The following is a 17,878-nucleotide window of genomic DNA, read 5'->3' on the forward strand; positions in this document are numbered from 1 at the left end:
GATTGGCGACGCACGCTGGCCGGTTCTGCACGTGTAGAGGGCGGCCCCGCGGATGGCGATGAAAGCCATCCGTACGAGCTTAGCAATAAACATACAGTGTGCAATGCAGCGTCTTTTTACTGATCATTACCGGAAAAGAACGGATGGGCAAACGTTTCCGATGACAGGGCACCCCGAATAGCCAGTATTCACGCACCGATGGCCGGCGCCATTGCGAATGGCGGCCGAGCCACCGACGCCGGTGCAGCGCGTGCTGCGTCGCAGCGTCTGCGGGTGCACCAATAGTCGGTATCCGTCGCGCGTCATTTCACGGCGCGCGGCCGATGGTACAAAGGGTTGCGGGCCGGCGACGGCGCGGCCGCGCATGCAGCCGGCCGCATGGGGCGGCGTGCGTCGCAAGTGCCGGGCCGTCGTCGCCGATGCACGGACCGGCGGCTGCCCGTTCGATGCGCGCCGTCCTTGCGTATGGCGCCGCGATCGCTGCGCCCGCGCGACCCCCGCGCGTCGACGGCATGCCGCATGCGGCGCCGACGCGCGCAATCGACGATCGACCATCAGTCCGGTGCGCGGCTGCGGAAGGCCGCGCTGGCCGGTATGCTGTCTCATTCGACAACAGAGGTTAAGCACGATGAAACTGCTTCGCTATGGCCCGTCCGGCCAGGAAAAGCCCGGCATCCTCGACGCGGCCGGCCGGATTCGCGACCTGTCCGCACATGTACCGGATCTTGCCGGCGACGTGCTGTCCGACACCGGCCTCGCGCGGCTACGCGCGATCGATCCGGCCACGCTGCCGCTCGTGTCGGGCGAGCCGCGCATCGGCGCGTGCGTCGGGCGCGTCGGCAAGTTCATCGGCATCGGCCTGAACTATGCCGATCACGCGGCCGAAGCCGGGATGCCGGTGCCGAAGGAGCCGGTCGTGTTCGGCAAATGGACGAGTTCGATCTGCGGCCCGAACGACGGCATCGATATCCCGAAGGGCTCGGTGAAGACCGACTGGGAAGTCGAACTCGGCGTCGTGATCGGCGCGACATGCAAGGACGTCGACGAAGCGCGCGCGCTCGATTACGTCGCGGGCTACTGCGTCGTCAACGACGTGTCCGAGCGCGAATGGCAGATCGAACGCGGCGGCCAGTGGGACAAGGGCAAGGGTTTCGACACCTTCGGCCCGATCGGCCCGTGGCTCGTCACGCGCGACGAAGTGCCCGATCCGCAGCGTCTCGACCTGTGGCTCGACGTCGACGGCCATCGTTATCAGAACGGCAACACGCGCACGATGGTATTCACCGTCGCGCAACTGGTCGCGTATCTGTCGACCTGCATGACGCTGCAGCCGGGCGACGTGATCACGACCGGTACGCCGCCGGGCGTCGGCATGGGCGTCAAGCCGTCGCCGGTGTTCCTGAAGGCCGGCCAGACGGTGCGCCTCGGGATCGAAGGGCTCGGCGAACAGTTGCAGCGCACACGCAACGCGCAATAAGCGCGTGCGCGGCGGGCGCTGGCCGGAGGGCGCAACCCGTCCGCGCGTGCCGGTCACGCGCTTCGACATGTCGGCCCGGCCGCCGTCGGTGGCGGCCGCGAACCGAACGACGATGCAGCCAGCGCACGCCCGTTATTAGCGTGAACAGGCCCTAAACCAACGGCCCGATTCCGCGCGATGCGGAATCGGGCCGTTGTCGCTCGTCGGCGTCCGCACGAAGCGGATCAAACGACGTTGTCCAGCTCGCAATGCGCTTCGAGCCGATATCCGTCGGGATCGACGACGAACGCCGCGTAATAGCCGGGGCCGTAGTGCTCGCGCTTGCCGGGCCCGCCGTTGTCCTTGCCACCGTGCTCGAGCGCGGCGCGGTAGAACGCATCGACCTCGGCCGGCGACGCGGCCTTGAACGACAGGTGCATCCCCGACTCGGGATCGGCGGCGACAGGGCGAGCCGCGTGCTGCAACCACAGCTCGGGCTCGGTCGCGCCGTACCCGATGGCGCTGTCGTCGCTATACAGACGCTTGTAGCCGAGTGCGCCGAGCGCGTTGTCGTAGAAGGTGCGGCTGCGGTCGACGTGGGCAACGCCGAATGAAAGGTGATCGATCATCTGTGGCTCCTTGAACGGAAGGGGACGTCAGTGCGGCAGACCTGCTCAAAGGCACCATGCCAGCCGCTTGTAGCGAAGCGCGCCGAGCGTGCTGTCGTCGTACGCGCGGCCGGCCGCGGTGTGGATAACGTCGAACGAAAGGCAATCGATCATCTGTGTCTCCTTGGATTGAAGGGGCGTCAGTGCAATCAACCTGTTTTTAACCACCATGCTGGTTATGTTAGAAATCGCTCGAGCGCTTGTCAACCGGCATGGTGGTTAGATACGATCGCGTCATGAACAAAATGCAACCTTCTGTCGCGACCGACTGCCTGGTCCCGGCGCCGCCCGATACGCTGAGCGTCGATTTCGCGAACACGCTGTACTGGCGCGGCAGCGATCCGCCGACGGAAACCTTCGCCACGATGGACGACCTCCTGGTGTGGTGCCGCGAGCGGGCCGGCGTGCCGGCCTGCCTGACCGACGCATGCCGCGTGCCCGACAAGGAGAAAGACAAGAGCGACGCGCCGCCGATGCTTGCGCGGGCGCTCGCATTGCGCGAGGCGCTGTACCGGCTGTTTCTTGCACAGGCGGAGCAACGCGAGCCGCAGCCCGACGATCTCGCGCTGCTCGGCGGCTTTCTGGCGCAAGCGTCGCCGCGCGTTGCGCTGGCGCGCGTCGATGGCCGCTATGCGTGGCGGGTCGACGCGTCGAGCGCGACGCTCGCGGGGTTGTTGAGCCCGGTGCTGTGGTCTGCGATCGACCTGCTCGGCGGCGCGCGGCTCGCGAAGGTCAAGCGCTGCGCGAACGATGCATGCCAGTGGCTGTTCATCGACGACAGCAAGAACGGCAGCCGCCGCTGGTGCTCGATGTCGTCGTGCGGCAATCGCGCGAAGGCGTATCGCCACTACCACAAGGCCGAATGACGGCGCGGCTGGCGCCGCCCGAACCTATTTCGCCGACAACTTGCGCCACAGCGTCGTCTTGCTGATGCCGAGCATCGCGCAGGCGCGGTCGCGGTCGCCGCCGCACGCGTCGAGCACCGCGCGGATCTCGTCGGCTTCCGCTCGACGACGGCGCGCTTGCAGGGTTTGCGCGTCGTCGGCGTCGGCCGCATCGGGCCGCGCGGCGAACAGCTCGGGCGCGATCGCTTGCAGCGCGCCGGGTGCGAGCGCCGCGCACGGGGCGGCCGGATCGCTTTCGTCGACTTCCTCGGCCAGCTCGACCGCGATCCGCTCGACCACGTTCTGCAGTTCGCGCACGTTGCCCGGCCAGCGGTAGCGCGCGAGCGTCGCCAGCGTCGCGTCGAGCACGCGCAGCGCGTCGTCGGTGTCGCGCACGCGTTCGGCGAGACGCGGCTCGCGCCGCGCGGCCTGCACGAGCAGCGTCGCCGCGAGCGCGGGAATGTCGGCCGCGCGCTCGCGCAGCGGCGGCAGGCCGATGTTCAGGATGTTGAGCCGGTAATAGAGATCCGCGCGGAACGTGCCGGCCTCGACCGCCGCGAGCAGCGGCCGGTGCGTCGCGGCGATCACGCGCACGTCGATGCGGATCGGCTCGGTCGAGCCGAGGCGGATCACCTCACGCTCCTGCAGCACGCGCAGCAGCCGGCTCTGCAACGACGGCGGCATCTCGCCGATCTCATCGAGAAACAGCGTGCCGCGGTGCGCGGCCTCGAACAGGCCGGTCTTGCCGCCGCGCCGCGCGCCGGTGAACGCGCCCTCCTCATAGCCGAACAGCTCGCTTTCGAGCAGCGCTTCCGGAAACGCGCCGCAGTTGACCGCGACGAACGGGTAGCTACGCCGCGCGGACAGCGCATGCAGGCTCTGCGCGATCATTTCCTTGCCGGTGCCGCTTTCGCCGAGCACGAGCACGGTCGCGTCGGATTTCGCGTAGCGGCGCACGAGGTCGCGCACGCGCGTCATCGGCGCCGAGGCGCCGACCACGTCGTCGAGCGCATAGCGCGCGGCGAACTGCTGCGTGGTCGGTTGCGAGCGCAACGCGCGATCGAGCCGTTCGACCGCGCGCGATTCCTGGAACGTCAGCACGCTGCCCGACGTGACGCCGCGATCGACGAGCGGCCCGCGATGCACGACGTAGCGCACGCCGCGCACGGTCGCGAGCGCGTCACCGTCCTCGCCACGGAGCGTGCGCAGCTCGGGCCGCAGGTCGACGAGCGCGCGGCCGACGGCCGCCGCGGGTTCGACTCCGAGCGCCGACGCGAGCCGCTCGTTGATCGCCTCGACGCGGCCGTGCGCATCGAGCGCGACCACGCCGTCGCGCAAGTGCTGCAGCAGCGTGTCGAGCCGCTGGCGGCGAAAAGCCTCGGCGTGCGTCGCATACGCGACTTCGAGCGCTGTTTCGACGGCCTTGCGCACCGACGCATGCGAATACAGGAACACCGCGCCCATGCCGGCGCTGGCCGCGAGATCGGTGACGAGGCCGGGGCCGACGATCGTCTCGATGCCGCGGTCGCGCAGGTCGTGCACGCAGGCTTCCGCTTCCTGCGCGGACTGATATGACGCAAACTGCACGTCGAGGCCGTATGCGGCGACGAAGCGGCGCACTTCGGGCGGCGTTTCGCCGGCGCTGACGAGCGCGATCCGCGCGGCGTCGCGCCGCGCGCGGGCGAGCGCCTGCATCACGTCGAAGCCGGTCGGCGACACGACCACCACCGGCACCTGCGCGCGCGTTTTCAGGAAGCCGCCGTTCGAGCCGGCCGCGACGATCACGTCGGGCCGCGCGGTGCCGGCTTCCGCGATGGCGCTCAGCGCATCTTCATAGGCACGCGCGACGATGCGCACGTCGGCGCGTTCGTCGAATTCGCCGGCGATCTCGCGAAATAGCTCGCGCAGCCGGCTGATGCCCATCGCCCAGATGCGCGGGCGCACCGTGCGGTCGGCCGGGCCGACGGGCTTGGTCGAAGAGAGGTCCATGACGACCGATTATGCGCGTGCGATTTCATTTTTGAAACACCAAATTGCCGAATTGAAATCGACGGCCGATGCAACGCCCACGGCCGTTGCTTAAGAATCAGTGGGTTAGCGACATTCCGCAAGCTGGCCCGGTCCTTGCTGTTATCAGGCATTCCATCAGGAGGCCGTTCATGAGCAATACGCATCTTCAGAGCGCCGGCGCGAAGTTCCGCGCGGCAGTCGCGGCCGAGCAGCCGCTGCAGGTGGTCGGCGCGATCACCGCGTACGCGGCCAAGATGGCGCAGGCCGTCGGCTTCAAGGCCGTGTACCTGTCGGGCGGCGGCGTCGCCGCGAACTCGCTCGGCATCCCCGACCTCGGCATCAGCACGATGGAAGACGTGCTGATCGACGCGACCCGGATCACCAACGCGACCGACCTGCCGCTGCTGGTCGACATCGACACGGGCTGGGGCGGCGCATTCAACATCGCGCGCACGGTCCGCTCGTTCATCAACGCCGGCGTCGCGGCCGTGCACCTCGAGGACCAGGTCGGCCAGAAGCGTTGCGGCCATCGCCCGGGCAAGGAAGTCGTGCCGACCGAGGAAATGGTCGATCGCGTGAAGGCCGCGGTCGATGCGCGTACCGACGACCAGTTCGTGATCATGGCGCGCACCGACGCGGCCGCCGCGGAAGGGATCGACTCGGCGATCGAGCGCGCGGTCGCGTACGTCGAGGCCGGCGCGGACATGATCTTCCCGGAAGCGATGAAGACGCTCGACGACTACCGCCGTTTCAAGGCCGCGGTGAAGGTGCCGATCCTCGCGAACCTGACCGAATTCGGCTCGACGCCGCTGTTCACGCTGGACGAGCTGCGCGAGGCGAACGTCGACATCGCGCTGTACTGCTGCGGCGCGTATCGCGCGATGAACAAGGCCGCGCTGAACTTCTACGAAACGCTGCGCCGCGACGGCACGCAGAAGGCGGTCGTGCCGACGATGCAGACGCGCGCCGAGCTGTACGACTTCCTCGGCTATCACGAATACGAACGCAAGCTCGACGAACTGTTCGCGCAGGGCAGGAAGTAACGCGGCCCGCACCCCCGATACCCATTGGAGAAGGAAAACATGAGCGAGACGAAAGACGCAGCAGCACCGGCCGCCGCAGGCGCATTCAAGCCGAAGAAGTCGGTGGCGCTGTCGGGCGTGACGGCCGGCAACACCGCGCTGTGCACGGTCGGCAAGACCGGCAACGATCTGCACTACCGCGGCTACGACATTCTCGACGTCGCCGAATCGTGCGAATTCGAGGAAATCGCGCACCTGCTCGTGCACGGCACGCTGCCGAATTTGACCGAACTGGCCGCGTACAAGACCAAGCTGCGCGCGCTGCGCGGCCTGCCGAGCGCGCTGAAGGCCGCGCTCGAACAGATCCCGGCGTCGGCCCACCCGATGGACGTGATGCGCACCGGCGTGTCGGTGCTCGGCACCGTGCTGCCGGAGAAGGACGACCACAATCTGCCGGGCGCGCGCGACATCGCCGATCGCCTGATGGCGTCGCTCGGCTCGATGCTGCTGTACTGGTATCACTTCTCGCATAACGGCAAGCGCATCGAGACGGAAACCGACGACGACTCGATCGGCGGCCACTTCCTGCACCTGCTGCACGGCAAGGCGCCGTCGAAGTCGTGGGTCGAGGCGATGCACACGTCGCTGATCCTGTACGCGGAGCACGAATTCAACGCGTCGACGTTCACGGGCCGCGTGATCGCGGGCACGGGCTCGGACATCTACTCGGCGATCACCGGCGCGATCGGCGCGCTGCGCGGGCCGAAGCACGGCGGCGCGAACGAAGTCGCGTACGAGATCCAGAGCCGCTACAGCTCGCCGGACGACGCGGAAGCCGACATCCGCCGCCGCGTCGAGAACAAGGAAGTCGTGATCGGCTTCGGCCACCCCGTCTACACGATCTCCGATCCGCGCAACAAGGTGATCAAGGGCGTCGCGCACAAGCTGTCGAAGGAAGCGGGCGACCTGAAGCTGTACGACATCGCCGAGCGCCTCGAATCGGTGATGTGGGACGCGAAGAGGATGTTCCCGAACCTCGACTGGTTCAGCGCGGTGTCGTATCACATGATGGGCGTGCCGACCGCGATGTTCACGCCGCTGTTCGTGATCTCGCGCACGTCGGGCTGGAGCGCGCACATCATCGAGCAGCGCATCGACAACAAGATCATCCGCCCGAGCGCGAATTACACGGGCCCGGAAGACCTGCAGTTCGTGCCGATCGAGAAGCGCTGAAACGCCCGCCGCGCGCGCCGGCGCCCGTGATGCGGGCGGCCCGCGCGTGCGGCGCGTCATTCCCCGAATTCCGCCCCACATCATGAATACCGCCAACCGCAAACCCCTGCCCGGCACGTCGCTGGACTATTTCGACGCGCGTGCCGCGGTCGATGCGATCGCGCCCGGCGCCTACGACACGCTGCCGTACACGTCGCGCGTGCTCGCCGAAAACCTCGTGCGCCGCTGCGATCCGGCGATCCTCGCCGATTCGCTGAAGCAGATCGTCGAGCGCAAGCGCGAACGCGATTTCCCGTGGTTTCCGGCGCGCGTGGTGTGCCACGACATCCTCGGGCAGACCGCGCTCGTCGATCTCGCCGGCCTGCGCGACGCGATCGCGGACGGCGGCGGCGACCCGGCGAAGGTGAACCCGGTCGTGCCCGTGCAACTGATCGTCGACCACTCGCTCGCCGTCGAATGCGGCGGCTTCGATCCGGACGCGTTCGCGAAAAACCGCGCGATCGAGGATCGCCGCAACGAGGATCGCTTCCACTTCATCGAGTGGACGAAGAAGGCGTTCGAGAACGTCGACGTGATTCCGCCGGGCAACGGCATCATGCACCAGATCAACCTCGAGAAGATGTCGCCGGTGATCCAGGCGCAGGACGGCGTCGCGTACCCGGACACCTGCGTCGGCACCGACAGCCACACGCCGCACGTCGATGCGCTCGGCGTGATCGCGATCGGCGTCGGCGGGCTAGAAGCCGAGAACGTGATGCTCGGCCGCGCGTCGTGGATGCGCCTGCCCGACATCGTCGGCGTCGAGCTGACCGGCAAGCGCCAGCCCGGCATCACCGCGACCGACGTCGTGCTCGCGCTGACCGAGTTCCTGCGCAAGGAGAAGGTGGTCGGCGCGTATCTGGAATTCCGCGGCGAAGGCGCCGCGAGCCTCACGCTCGGCGATCGCGCGACGATCTCCAACATGGCGCCCGAATACGGCGCGACGGCCGCGATGTTCTTCATCGACGGCCAGACGATCGACTACCTGCGCCTCACGGGCCGCAGCGACGAGCAGGTGAAGCTCGTCGAGACGTATGCGAAGGCGGCCGGCCTGTGGGCCGATACGCTCGCGAACGCGCAATACGAGCGCACGCTGACGTTCGACCTGTCGAGCGTCGTGCGCAACATGGCCGGCCCGTCGAACCCGCACAAGCGGCTGCCGACGTCCGATCTCGCCGCGCGCGGCATTGCCGGCCAGTGGGAAGAGAAGCCGGGCGAGATGCCCGACGGCGCGGTGATCATCGCCGCGATCACGAGCTGCACGAACACCAGCAACCCGCGCAACGTGATCGCCGCGGCCTTGCTCGCGCGCAACGCGAACGCGAAGGGCCTCACGCGCAAGCCTTGGGTGAAGAGTTCGCTCGCGCCCGGGTCGAAGGCGGTCGAGCTGTATCTGCGGGAAGCGAACCTGCTGCCGGAACTCGAAAAGCTCGGCTTCGGCATCGTCGCGTTCGCGTGCACGACCTGCAACGGGATGTCGGGCGCGCTCGACCCGAAGATCCAGCAGGAGATCGTCGAGCGCGACCTGTACGCGACGGCCGTGCTGTCCGGCAACCGCAACTTCGACGGCCGTATCCACCCGTATGCGAAGCAGGCGTTCCTCGCGTCGCCGCCGCTCGTCGTCGCGTACGCGATCGCCGGCACGATCCGCTTCGACATCGAGAAGGACGTGCTCGGCCACGACCGGGACGGCCACCCCGTCGCGCTGAAGGACATCTGGCCCACCGACGAGGAGATCGATGCGATCGTCGCGTCGAGCGTGAAGCCCGAGCAGTTCCGCAAGGTCTACGAGCCGATGTTCGCGCGCAGCGCCGACGCCGGCGAGCGCGCGGCGCCGCTGTACGACTGGCGCGCGCAGAGCACGTACATCCGCCGCCCGCCGTACTGGGAAGGCGCGCTTGCCGGCGAGCGCACGTTGAAGGGCATGCGCCCTCTCGCGGTGCTCGGCGACAACATCACGACCGACCACCTGTCGCCGTCGAACGCGATCCTGCCGGACAGCGCGGCCGGCGAATACCTCGCGAAGATGGGCCTGCCGGAAGAAGACTTCAACTCGTACGCGACGCACCGCGGCGACCACCTGACCGCGCAGCGCGCGACCTTCGCGAACCCGACGCTCGTCAACGAGATGGCCGTCGTCGACGGCGTGGTGAAGAAGGGCTCGCTCGCGCGCGTCGAGCCGGACGGCAAGGTCATGCGGATGTGGGAAGCGATCGAGACGTACATGAATCGCAAGCAGCCGCTGATCGTGATCGCCGGCGCCGACTACGGCCAGGGCTCGTCGCGCGACTGGGCCGCGAAGGGCGTGCGGCTCGCGGGCGTCGAGGCGATCGCCGCCGAAGGCTTCGAGCGGATCCACCGCACGAACCTGATCGGGATGGGCGTGCTGCCGCTCGAGTTCAAGCCGGGCACCAACCGGACGACGCTCGGCATCGACGGCACGGAGACCTTCGACGTGATCGGCGAGCGCACGCCGCGCGCCGACCTGACGCTCGTGATTCACCGCAGGAACGGCGAACGTGTCGAGGTGCCGATGACGTGCCGGCTCGATACGGCCGAGGAAGTGTCGATCTACGAAGCGGGCGGCGTGCTGCAGCGTTTCGCGCAGGACTTCCTCGAATCGTCGCAGGCCGCCTGACCGGCGCACATTGGGAACACAGACATGGCTCACATTCCTCAAATCAGGATTCCCGCCACGTACATGCGCGGCGGCACCAGCAAGGGCGTGTTCTTCCGGCTGCAGGATCTGCCGGACGCCGCGCAGGCGCCGGGCGCCGCGCGCGACGCGCTACTGCTGCGCGTGATCGGTAGCCCTGATCCGTACGGCAAGCAGATCGACGGGATGGGCGGCGCGACGTCGTCCACCAGCAAGACGGTGATCGTGTCGAAGAGCACGCGGCCGGGCCACGACGTCGACTACCTGTTCGGGCAGGTCGCGATCGACCGTGCATTCGTCGACTGGACCGGCAACTGCGGCAACCTGTCGGCGGCGGTCGGCCCGTTCGCGATCGCCGGCGGGCTGGTCGACCCGGCGCGCGTGCCGCGCGACGGCGTCGCGACCGTGCGGATCTGGCAGGCGAACATCGGCAAGACGATCGTCGCGCACGTGCCGATCGTGAACGGCGCGGTGCAGGAGACGGGCGACTTCGAGCTGGACGGCGTCACGTTCCCGGCCGCCGAAGTGCAGCTCGAGTTCATGGACCCGGCCGCCGAGGAAGAAGGCGCGGGCGGCTCGATGTTCCCGACCGGCAACCTCGTCGACGATCTCGCGGTGCCGGGCGTCGGCACGCTGAAGGCGACGATGATCAATGCCGGGATTCCGACGATCTTCGTCGAGGCGGAAGCGATCGGCTATACGGGCACCGAGTTGCAGGACGCGATCAACGGCGACGCGAAGGCGCTCGAGAAGTTCGAGACGATCCGCGCGCACGGCGCGTTGCGGATGGGCCTGATCGACACGCTCGACGAAATCGCGACGCGGCAGCACACGCCGAAGATCGCGTTCGTCGCGAAGCCGGCCGACTACGTCGCGTCGAGCGGCAAGCGCGTGAACGCAGGCGACGTCGACCTGCTGGTGCGCGCGATGTCGATGGGCAAGCTGCATCACGCGATGATGGGCACGGCGGCGGTCGCGATCGGCACGGCCGCGGCGATCCCGGGCACGCTCGTCAATCTCGCGGCGGGCGGCGGCGAACGCAATGCGGTGCGCTTCGGCCATCCGTCGGGCACGCTGCGGGTCGGCGCGGAAGCGCGGTTCGAGAACGGGGAGTGGACCGTCACGAAAGCGATCATGAGCCGCAGCGCGCGCGTGCTGATGGAAGGCTGGGTGCGCGTGCCGGGGGATGCGTTCTGATCGTTGCCGTCGGGATCGGCGCGGATGCGGGCGGCTTCGGCCGCCCGCGTCGTCTGGGTCAGCCGTGCAGGAAGCGGCGCAGCGCGTCGTGGCTCAGGCGGCGCGCCGTTTCCGAGATCCGCGCGCCGGGCACGATGTCGAATCCGTGTACGCCGCCGGGCAGCACGTGCAGTTCGGTCGGCACGCCCGCGCGGAGCAGGCGCTGCGCATAGTCGAGGTTTTCGTCGAGGAACAGGTCGAGCGAGCCGACCGACAGGAAGGTGGGCGGCAGGCCGTCGAGCCGCGTGGCGCGCGCGGCCGCCGCGTACGGCGACACGCCATCGATGCCCGGCGCGTGGCCGAGCAGCGCGGTCCAGCCGAACCGGTTGTTGGCCGCATGCCAGATGAATGCGCCGGCATGCGGATGCGGCGTGCGCGTGCAGGTGCGATCGTCGAGCATCGGATAGATCAGGTGCTGGAACGCGAGCCGGAATTCGCCGCGGTCGCGGGCCAGCAGCGCCAGCGCGGCGGCGAGCCCGCCGCCCGCGCTTTCGCCCGCCACGCCGATCCGCGTGGCGTCGATGCCGAGCGTATCGGCGTGACGGAACACCCACGCGAGCGCCGCGTAGCAGTCCTCGATCGCGCCGGGAAACACGGTTTCCGGCGCGAGCCGATAGTCGACCGAGATCAGCGCGCAGCCGAGCTGCGTCACGAGCGACCGGTGCACCGCTTCGAGCTCCTTTGCCGCGCCGCGCACGAAGCCGCCGCCGTGCAGGTGGACGATCGCCGGCAGCGGGCGCACGTGGCCGTCGGGCAGATAGACGAGGACCGGGACGTCCGGGGCGCCGGCGGGGCCGGGCACCGTGCGGCGTTCGAGCGTGCTGCCGGCCGGGTCGGGCGGCGGCAGCGGCAGTACGCGCTGGCGCGACTGCGCGAGGTTGTCGGCGTCGAGCGTGACGGTCGGCCAGGTCTCGAGCAGCGGGCGGATTTCGGGATCGACGAGATGCAGTGTGTTCAACGCAGGGCTCCATCGTGGAAGTGGGCGGCGCACCGCGGTCAGAGCACGCTGCGCGCGACGACCCAGCGGTGCACCTCGGTCGGGCCTTCGAAGATGCGCATCAGCCGCGCTTCGCTGGCCATCTGCTGCAACGGCATTTCCTTCGTCATGCCCATCGCGCCGAGCGTCTGCATCGCATGATCGATGACGGTCGACGCCATTTCGGTCGCGAACACCTTGACCATCGAGATCTGCGTGCGGGCATCCTGCCCGGCATCCACGCGCGCGGCCGCTTCGTAGGTCATCAGGCGGCATGCGTGGATCTGCGTGAGCGCATCGGCGACCCACCACTGGACCGCCTGGCGCTCCTTGAGCGGCACGCCGAAGGTCGTGCGCTGTTTCGCATGGTCGCACAGGAGCGCGACCGCGCGTTCGGCGCGGCCGATGCACCATGCGGCCATCTCCAGCCGCCGGTTCGCGAGCCGGGCCTGCATCGGCGCGAAGCCGGCGCCTTCCCGGCCCAGCAGTTGCGCGGCGGGAATGCGGCAGTCTTCCAGCACGATTTCGTAGGTCGACAGTCCGCCGATCATCGGGATCCGGCGCTCGATGACGAAACCCGGCGTGTCGCGCTCGACGATGAACGCCGACATGCCGCCGCGCTTGCCCTTGCTGCGGTCGGTCAGCGCCATCACGATCGTCCAGTCCGCTTCGGCCGCGTGGCTGATCCAGATCTTCCGGCCGTTCAGCACCCAGCCGTCGCCGTCGCGCACGGCGGTCGTCGACAGCGCGCCCGGATCGGAGCCGGCGCCGGGCTCGGAGATCGCCATCGCGGCACGCGTGGCGCCGCGTGCGTACGGTTCGAGATAGCGCGCGCGTTGCGCATCGTCGGCCGCGTCGCACAGCATCCGCAGGTTCGGCGAATCGGGCGGCAGGATGTACGGGGTGACGGTCGTGCCGATCGCCTCGTTCACGCCGACCATCGCGACGGCCGGCAGGTCCGAGCCGCCCGCGTCGAGCGGCGCGTCGAGTCCCCACAGGCCGAGTTGCCGGGAGCGCTCGTCGAGATGCGCCCGCTCGTCGGCGAGCAGCCCGAAGCGCTGGCCGTCGGCCTCGCGCGCCATCACCGCCGCTTCGAGCGGAATCAGTTCGTCCTTCACGAAACGCGCGACGAGGTCGCGGATCATCCGGTGTTCGAGTTCAAGGTCGAAATTCATGAGGGTGGGGTCCGTACAGAGGAGGAAGAAATCGCACCGTCAGCCGGCGTTCGCGCACGCCGCCGCACGGGCGCGCAGCGTGCCGAGCAACGCGAGCGCGCCGGCCGCCAGCAGCGCGGCATTGAAATAGAGGCCGCCGCGCATCGACCCGGTGGCCGTGTTGAGTACGCCCATCAGGAACGGGCTTGCGAACCCGCCGATCGCGCCGGTCATCGTGATCGCCGCGATCGCGACCGCCATCGAGCGCTTCGGCAGCGCGAGCCCCGGCAGCACCCAGAACGCGGGCAGCGCCGCGGCGTGCGCGGCGACCGCGATGCACAGCGCGATCATCAGGTGCAACGTGCCGGCGCTGCTCGCGAGGCCGGCGAGCGCCGCCGCGCACGCGAGCATCGCGACGGCGCCGTGCTTGCGCCATTCGCGCCGGCGCTCGGTGCGCCAGCCCATCGCGAGCATGCCGACGATGCCGCACAGGTACGGCAGCGCGGACAGCAGCCCGATCTGCATCGCGCCATGGAGGCCGCCGCGATGCAGGATCACGGGCATCCAGAACACGAGCGCGTAGCCTGCGGCCGCGATCGCGAAATTGGCCGCGCACAGCAGCCAGAAATCGCGATGCGCGAGCAACGGCCGCGCCGCGTTCGCGTCCGGCGTACCGGCTTCGGCCCGCGCGTGCGCGGCGCGCAGCGCGGCCTTGTCGGCGTCGGACAACCAGTGTGCGTCGTCCGGTCGGTCGTCGAGAAAGCGCAGCGCGACGAGGCCGAGCGCGCTGCTCGGCAACCCTTCCACGACGAACAGCCATTGCCAGCCGCTCAGGCCGGCCACGCCGTCGAAGTACGACAGGATCGCGCCCGACACCGGGCCGGCGATCAGCCCCGCGAGATACAGCGCGGTCATGAACAGCGCGAACGCCTTGGCGCGCTGCCGCGGCGGATACCACGCGCCGAGATAGAAGAGGATGCCGGGGAAGAAACCGGCCTCGAACACGCCCAGCAGGAAGCGGCACGCGTAGAACTGCGCGGGCGTCGTGACGAACATCGTCGCGGCCGAGCCGAGGCCCCACAGCACCATGATCCGGGCAATCGTCCGGCGCGCGCCGATCCGCGCGAGCCACGCGTTGCTGGGAATCTCGAACGCCATGTAGCCGATGAAGAAGATGCCGGCGCCGAGCCCGTAGACGGCGTCGGAGAAGTGCAGGTCGGCGGCCATCTGTGCGTGCGCGAAGCCGATGTTGATCCGGTCGATGAACGACAGCGTGTAGCAGAGGATCAGGAACGGCAGCAGCCGGCGCGAGATCCGGCGGTAGAGCGCCTGCGTCGCGCCGTCGTCGACGGCGGCCGGACGGGTCGAAAGGGTCGGGGGCATGGGCACTCCGTCAGAAGCGGTGAACGATGCCGAGCGCGAACACCTGCTCGGTGCCGCCTGGTTGCGGTTGCAGGCCGGCGACGACGGTATTGCGGGCGTCGCCGCCGTTCTTCATGTAGAGATAGCGTGCGTAGAGCGAGGTCCGCTTCGACAGAGGATGGTCGTAGCCGACGCCGAGCGCGGTCGCGTCGTTCGCCGAGCCCTTCACGTCGCGGCGCACCACCGACACGAGCACGCGATCGAGCGCGCCGACGTTGATCGACGCGCCGACGCTCGCGGTCGAGAACGCGGGCAGGCGCGCCGCCGTGCCGACGCCGTACAGGAACGCGGCGTACAGCTTGACCCGCGCGAACGCGTAGTTGGTCGCGAACACGTAGTGGCGGGTCGTCGACGGGGCGACGGCCGGCGCGAGGTTGCCGGCCGACGTATCGCCCTGGAAGCCGGCGCCGACGTAGAGGCCGCCGATCCGGTACTGCAGCCCGGCGCCGTAGTTGCGTCCGGCCTGCGTCGACAGTGCGTTCGGCGTCGGAAAGCCGTACGTGGCCATCACACGCAGGCCGTTCCAGTCGGGGCTCAGATACGACGCCGCCTGGTTGAAGCGCGGAATCGGCGGTGTCGTGTTGCTAGTGATCGTGTCCGTCGACGTCGCGAGCAGCGCGAGCGGCGACATCCGTTCGTTGAGTCCGAACGGATCGCCGTCGTACACGACGTAGAACGCGGGCGTGTATTGCCGGCCGAGCCGCAGGTCGCCGTAGCGCGTGTTCTGCAGCGACACGTACGCCTGCCGGTAGAACAGCGTGCCGCCCTGGAACGATCCGTCGGCCGGCGAGAAGCCGCTTTCCAGCACGAATTTCGTCGACGTGCCGCCGCCGAGATCCTCGACGCCCGTCAGTCCGAAGCGGCTCGTCGACGATCCGCCGCCGCTTTGCCGCATGCTCGACAGGCTGCCGATGCGATCGAATTCGACGTAGCTGTCGACGATCCCATAGAGCGTGACCGACGACGCGTGCGCTGGCGTGGCGCACAGCACGCACGCGCCGACCAGGAATGCTTTCCGTTGCATGAAGGTGTCTCCGTCCATGTTTTATTCGCGCCCGCGTTCTGGGAGCGGTGCGCGCGGGGTGTCACGGTGCGGCGCCGGGCTCAGCGTCCCTTGAACACCGGCTTGCGCTTCTCGAGAAACGCGCGGGCGCCCTCGATCCGGTCCTCGCTCGCATAGACGTCGGGGCCGACGTCCAGCCGCAGTGCGGCGGCTACCGGCAGCCCCTGGCTGCGCGTCGCGGTTTCCTTGATGCGGCGGATCGTGAGCGGCGCGTTCGCGGCGATCGTCCGCGCGAGTTCGCGCACGCTGTCGTCGAGCGCGGCGCCGGGCACGACGCGGTTCAGCAGGCCGACGTGCCGCGCTTCGTCCGCGTCGAAGCGGCGGCCCGTGAACAGCAACTCCATCGCGATCGCGTGCGGCAACATGCGCGGCAGCAGCACGCTCGCGAAGTTCGCGCCCATGCCGACCCGTGCTTCGGGCAGCGCGAAGGTCGCGTGATCGGCGGCGATGCGCAGGTCGCACGCGAGGGCGATTTCGCAGCCGCCGCCGATGGCGTGGCCGTTGATGGCCGCGATGGTCGGCTTGCGCAGCTCCAGGATCAGCTCGTGCACGTTGCGCGCGAGCCCGCGCATCGGCTGCATCCCGCGTATTTCGGGGTCGCCGAGATCGACGCCGGCGCTGAACGCGCGTTCGCCCGCGCCGCGGATCACGATGACGCGAATCGACGGGTTGTCGTCGAGCGTGACGAGTTCGTCGCACAGGCGGCGGATCGCTTCGGCGGACAGCGCGTTGGCGACGTGCGGACGATGGATCGTCAGCCACGCGATGCCGTCGGCGTCGTCGCGCAGGATCGACGGGGCATCGTCGCCCGTCGGCGAAGAAACGGGCGGGGCGATCATGACGCGCTCCCGGCGGCGTCCGCCCGCGTGTCGTGCAGCACGCCCGCTTGCCGCAACGCGTCGCGGCGCGCCGCGTCGATCCCGAATGCGTCGAGCACGGCGTCGGTATCGGCGGCGAACGGCCGGGGCGGCCGGCGTATCGATCCCGGCGTGCGGGACAGCTTGGCGGGGATGCCCGCGCCGGTGTACGTATCGGTGTCGACGAACATCGCGTTGCGCGTCGCCTGCGGATGGCCGAACGCATCGGCCACGGTGTTCACCGGCCCCGTCGCGACGCCGGCTTGCATCAGCCGTTCGACGACGTCGTCGGCCTGCAGTTCGGCGGTCAGCTGGCCGAGCAGCGTGTCGAGCGCCTCGCGATGCTCGACGCGCTGCGCATTGGTCGCGAAGCGCGGATCGCGCGCCAGCTCGGGCACGCCGAGCGCGTCGACGAGCCGCGCGAACGTGCGGTTGTTGCCGGCGCCGGTCGCGACCGGCTTGTCCTTGCACGGATAGACGCCGTACGGCGCGATCGCGCCGTACACGTTGCCGGTCGCGACGGGCACGTCGCCGGTCGCCATCCAGCTCGTGCTGACCGGATGCAGCATCGACAGCGCGGTGCTGAACAGGTCGATGTCGACGTGCTGCCCGAGGCCGGAGCGCGTCCGCTCGACGAGCGCGATCAGGATGGTGGAGACGGCGCTCAGGCCGGCCGCGTAATCGACGACGGGAAACGGCACCTTGAGCGGCATGCCGCCCGGCTCGCCGTTGATCGACATGAAGCCGGCGAGGCCTTGCGCGACGGCGTCGTAGCCCGGAAACCGCGCGAGCGGGCCGTCGGTGCCGTACCCGGAAATCGAGCAGTGGACGAGGCGCGGGAAGCGCGCGCGCAGGCAGTCTTCGTAGCCGATGCCCCAGCGTTCGAGCGTCCCCTGCTTGAAGTTGTCGATCAGCACGTCGGCCGTTTCGAGCACGCGGAACAGCACGTCGCGTCCGTCGGGATGCGACAGGTCGAGCGCGAGATTGCGCTTGTTGCGGTTGAGCCCCCAGTAGTAGCTGGAGATGCCGTTCGGCATCACGGGCCCCCAGTCGCGCGTCTCGTCGCCCTGCGGCGGTTCGATCTTGATGACGTCCGCGCCGTGGTCGGCGAGCGTCTGCGCGCAGAACGGCCCCGCATAGACGCGGCTCAGATCCACCACGCGCACGCCTGCGAGCGCGCCTTCGTTGCTGCTGGTCATGAC

14 protein-coding genes are annotated in these 17,878 nt (G+C 69.1%); 6 read left to right on the forward strand and 8 right to left on the reverse strand.

Translation table 11 applies throughout. The annotated features are described in order from the left end of the window. Nucleotides 1–628 precede the first annotated feature (628 nt). Nucleotides 629–1,477 carry an ureidoglycolate lyase gene (locus QZM15_RS10165; protein WP_104013306.1) on the forward strand — a complete coding sequence of 283 codons (849 nt, stop codon included), beginning with the start codon at nucleotides 629–631 and terminating at the stop codon, nucleotides 1,475–1,477. Nucleotides 1,478–1,701: 224 nt separating this feature from the next. Here the strand turns inward: QZM15_RS10165 and QZM15_RS10170 are convergent, their stop codons facing one another. Continuing rightward, nucleotides 1,702–2,085: a VOC family protein gene (locus QZM15_RS10170; RefSeq protein ID WP_059581780.1), complete on the reverse strand. Its 384-nt coding sequence runs from the start codon at nucleotides 2,083–2,085 to the stop codon at nucleotides 1,702–1,704. A gap of 275 nt (nucleotides 2,086–2,360) precedes the next feature. On the opposite strand from QZM15_RS10170, the gene QZM15_RS10175 reads away from it, so the two are divergent. Next, on the forward strand, nucleotides 2,361–2,990 hold the full coding sequence (locus QZM15_RS10175; RefSeq protein ID WP_226093802.1) for an ABATE domain-containing protein: 630 nt from the start codon (nucleotides 2,361–2,363) through the stop codon (nucleotides 2,988–2,990). A 24-nt stretch (nucleotides 2,991–3,014) separates the two neighbouring features. Here the strand turns inward: QZM15_RS10175 and prpR are convergent, their stop codons facing one another. Continuing rightward, nucleotides 3,015–4,997: a propionate catabolism operon regulatory protein PrpR gene (prpR, locus tag QZM15_RS10180; RefSeq protein WP_302106306.1), complete on the reverse strand. Its 1,983-nt coding sequence runs from the start codon at nucleotides 4,995–4,997 to the stop codon at nucleotides 3,015–3,017. Nucleotides 4,998–5,167: 170 nt separating this feature from the next. Between prpR and prpB the strand changes: the two genes are divergently transcribed. The 4 genes from prpB (at nucleotide 5,168) to prpF (ending at nucleotide 11,165) form a co-directional block, all read left to right on the forward strand. Beyond that, complete coding sequence (gene prpB / locus QZM15_RS10185; RefSeq protein WP_059581788.1) at nucleotides 5,168–6,061, forward strand: methylisocitrate lyase; 894 nt, start codon at nucleotides 5,168–5,170, stop codon at nucleotides 6,059–6,061. Nucleotides 6,062–6,100: 39 nt separating this feature from the next. Then, a complete protein-coding gene (gene prpC / locus QZM15_RS10190) occupies nucleotides 6,101–7,273 on the forward strand; it encodes a 2-methylcitrate synthase (protein ID WP_302106307.1) in 1,173 nt (390 codons plus the stop codon). Between the two features lie 82 nt (nucleotides 7,274–7,355). Continuing rightward, a complete protein-coding gene (gene acnD / locus QZM15_RS10195) occupies nucleotides 7,356–9,950 on the forward strand; it encodes a Fe/S-dependent 2-methylisocitrate dehydratase AcnD (protein WP_302106308.1) in 2,595 nt (864 codons plus the stop codon). A 24-nt stretch (nucleotides 9,951–9,974) separates the two neighbouring features. Further along, nucleotides 9,975–11,165 carry a 2-methylaconitate cis-trans isomerase PrpF gene (gene prpF, locus QZM15_RS10200; protein ID WP_124860184.1) on the forward strand — a complete coding sequence of 397 codons (1,191 nt, stop codon included), beginning with the start codon at nucleotides 9,975–9,977 and terminating at the stop codon, nucleotides 11,163–11,165. 58 nt (nucleotides 11,166–11,223) lie between these two features. Here prpF and QZM15_RS10205 read toward each other — a convergent pair whose 3' ends face one another. From QZM15_RS10205 to QZM15_RS10230, 6 genes are all read right to left on the reverse strand, one after another. Then, on the reverse strand, nucleotides 11,224–12,162 hold the full coding sequence (locus QZM15_RS10205) for an alpha/beta hydrolase (RefSeq protein ID WP_302106309.1): 939 nt from the start codon (nucleotides 12,160–12,162) through the stop codon (nucleotides 11,224–11,226). A 38-nt stretch (nucleotides 12,163–12,200) separates the two neighbouring features. Continuing rightward, nucleotides 12,201–13,355 carry an acyl-CoA dehydrogenase family protein gene (locus QZM15_RS10210; protein ID WP_059581800.1) on the reverse strand — a complete coding sequence of 385 codons (1,155 nt, stop codon included), beginning with the start codon at nucleotides 13,353–13,355 and terminating at the stop codon, nucleotides 12,201–12,203. A gap of 39 nt (nucleotides 13,356–13,394) precedes the next feature. Then, nucleotides 13,395–14,717: an MFS transporter gene (locus tag QZM15_RS10215; protein ID WP_059581803.1), complete on the reverse strand. Its 1,323-nt coding sequence runs from the start codon at nucleotides 14,715–14,717 to the stop codon at nucleotides 13,395–13,397. Nucleotides 14,718–14,727: 10 nt separating this feature from the next. Then, nucleotides 14,728–15,780, reverse strand: a complete 1,053-nt coding sequence (locus QZM15_RS10220) for a porin (protein ID WP_060011296.1) — start codon at nucleotides 15,778–15,780, stop codon at nucleotides 14,728–14,730. A gap of 80 nt (nucleotides 15,781–15,860) precedes the next feature. After that, the gene (locus QZM15_RS10225; protein WP_081075345.1) at nucleotides 15,861–16,658 is read right to left on the reverse strand and encodes an enoyl-CoA hydratase/isomerase family protein; all 798 of its coding nucleotides are present in this window, start codon (nucleotides 16,656–16,658) and stop codon (nucleotides 15,861–15,863) included. Next, nucleotides 16,655–17,875, reverse strand: coding sequence for a CaiB/BaiF CoA-transferase family protein (locus QZM15_RS10230; protein ID WP_302106310.1), 1,221 nt, complete (start codon nucleotides 17,873–17,875; stop codon nucleotides 16,655–16,657). The genes QZM15_RS10225 and QZM15_RS10230 overlap by 4 nt, the downstream gene beginning before the upstream one ends. Between the last annotated feature and the right edge of the window lie 3 nt (nucleotides 17,876–17,878).

Origin of the sequence: Burkholderia sp. AU44665 (assembly GCF_030504405.1) — a bacterium.
Lineage (GTDB): Bacteria > Pseudomonadota > Gammaproteobacteria > Burkholderiales > Burkholderiaceae > Burkholderia > Burkholderia semiarida.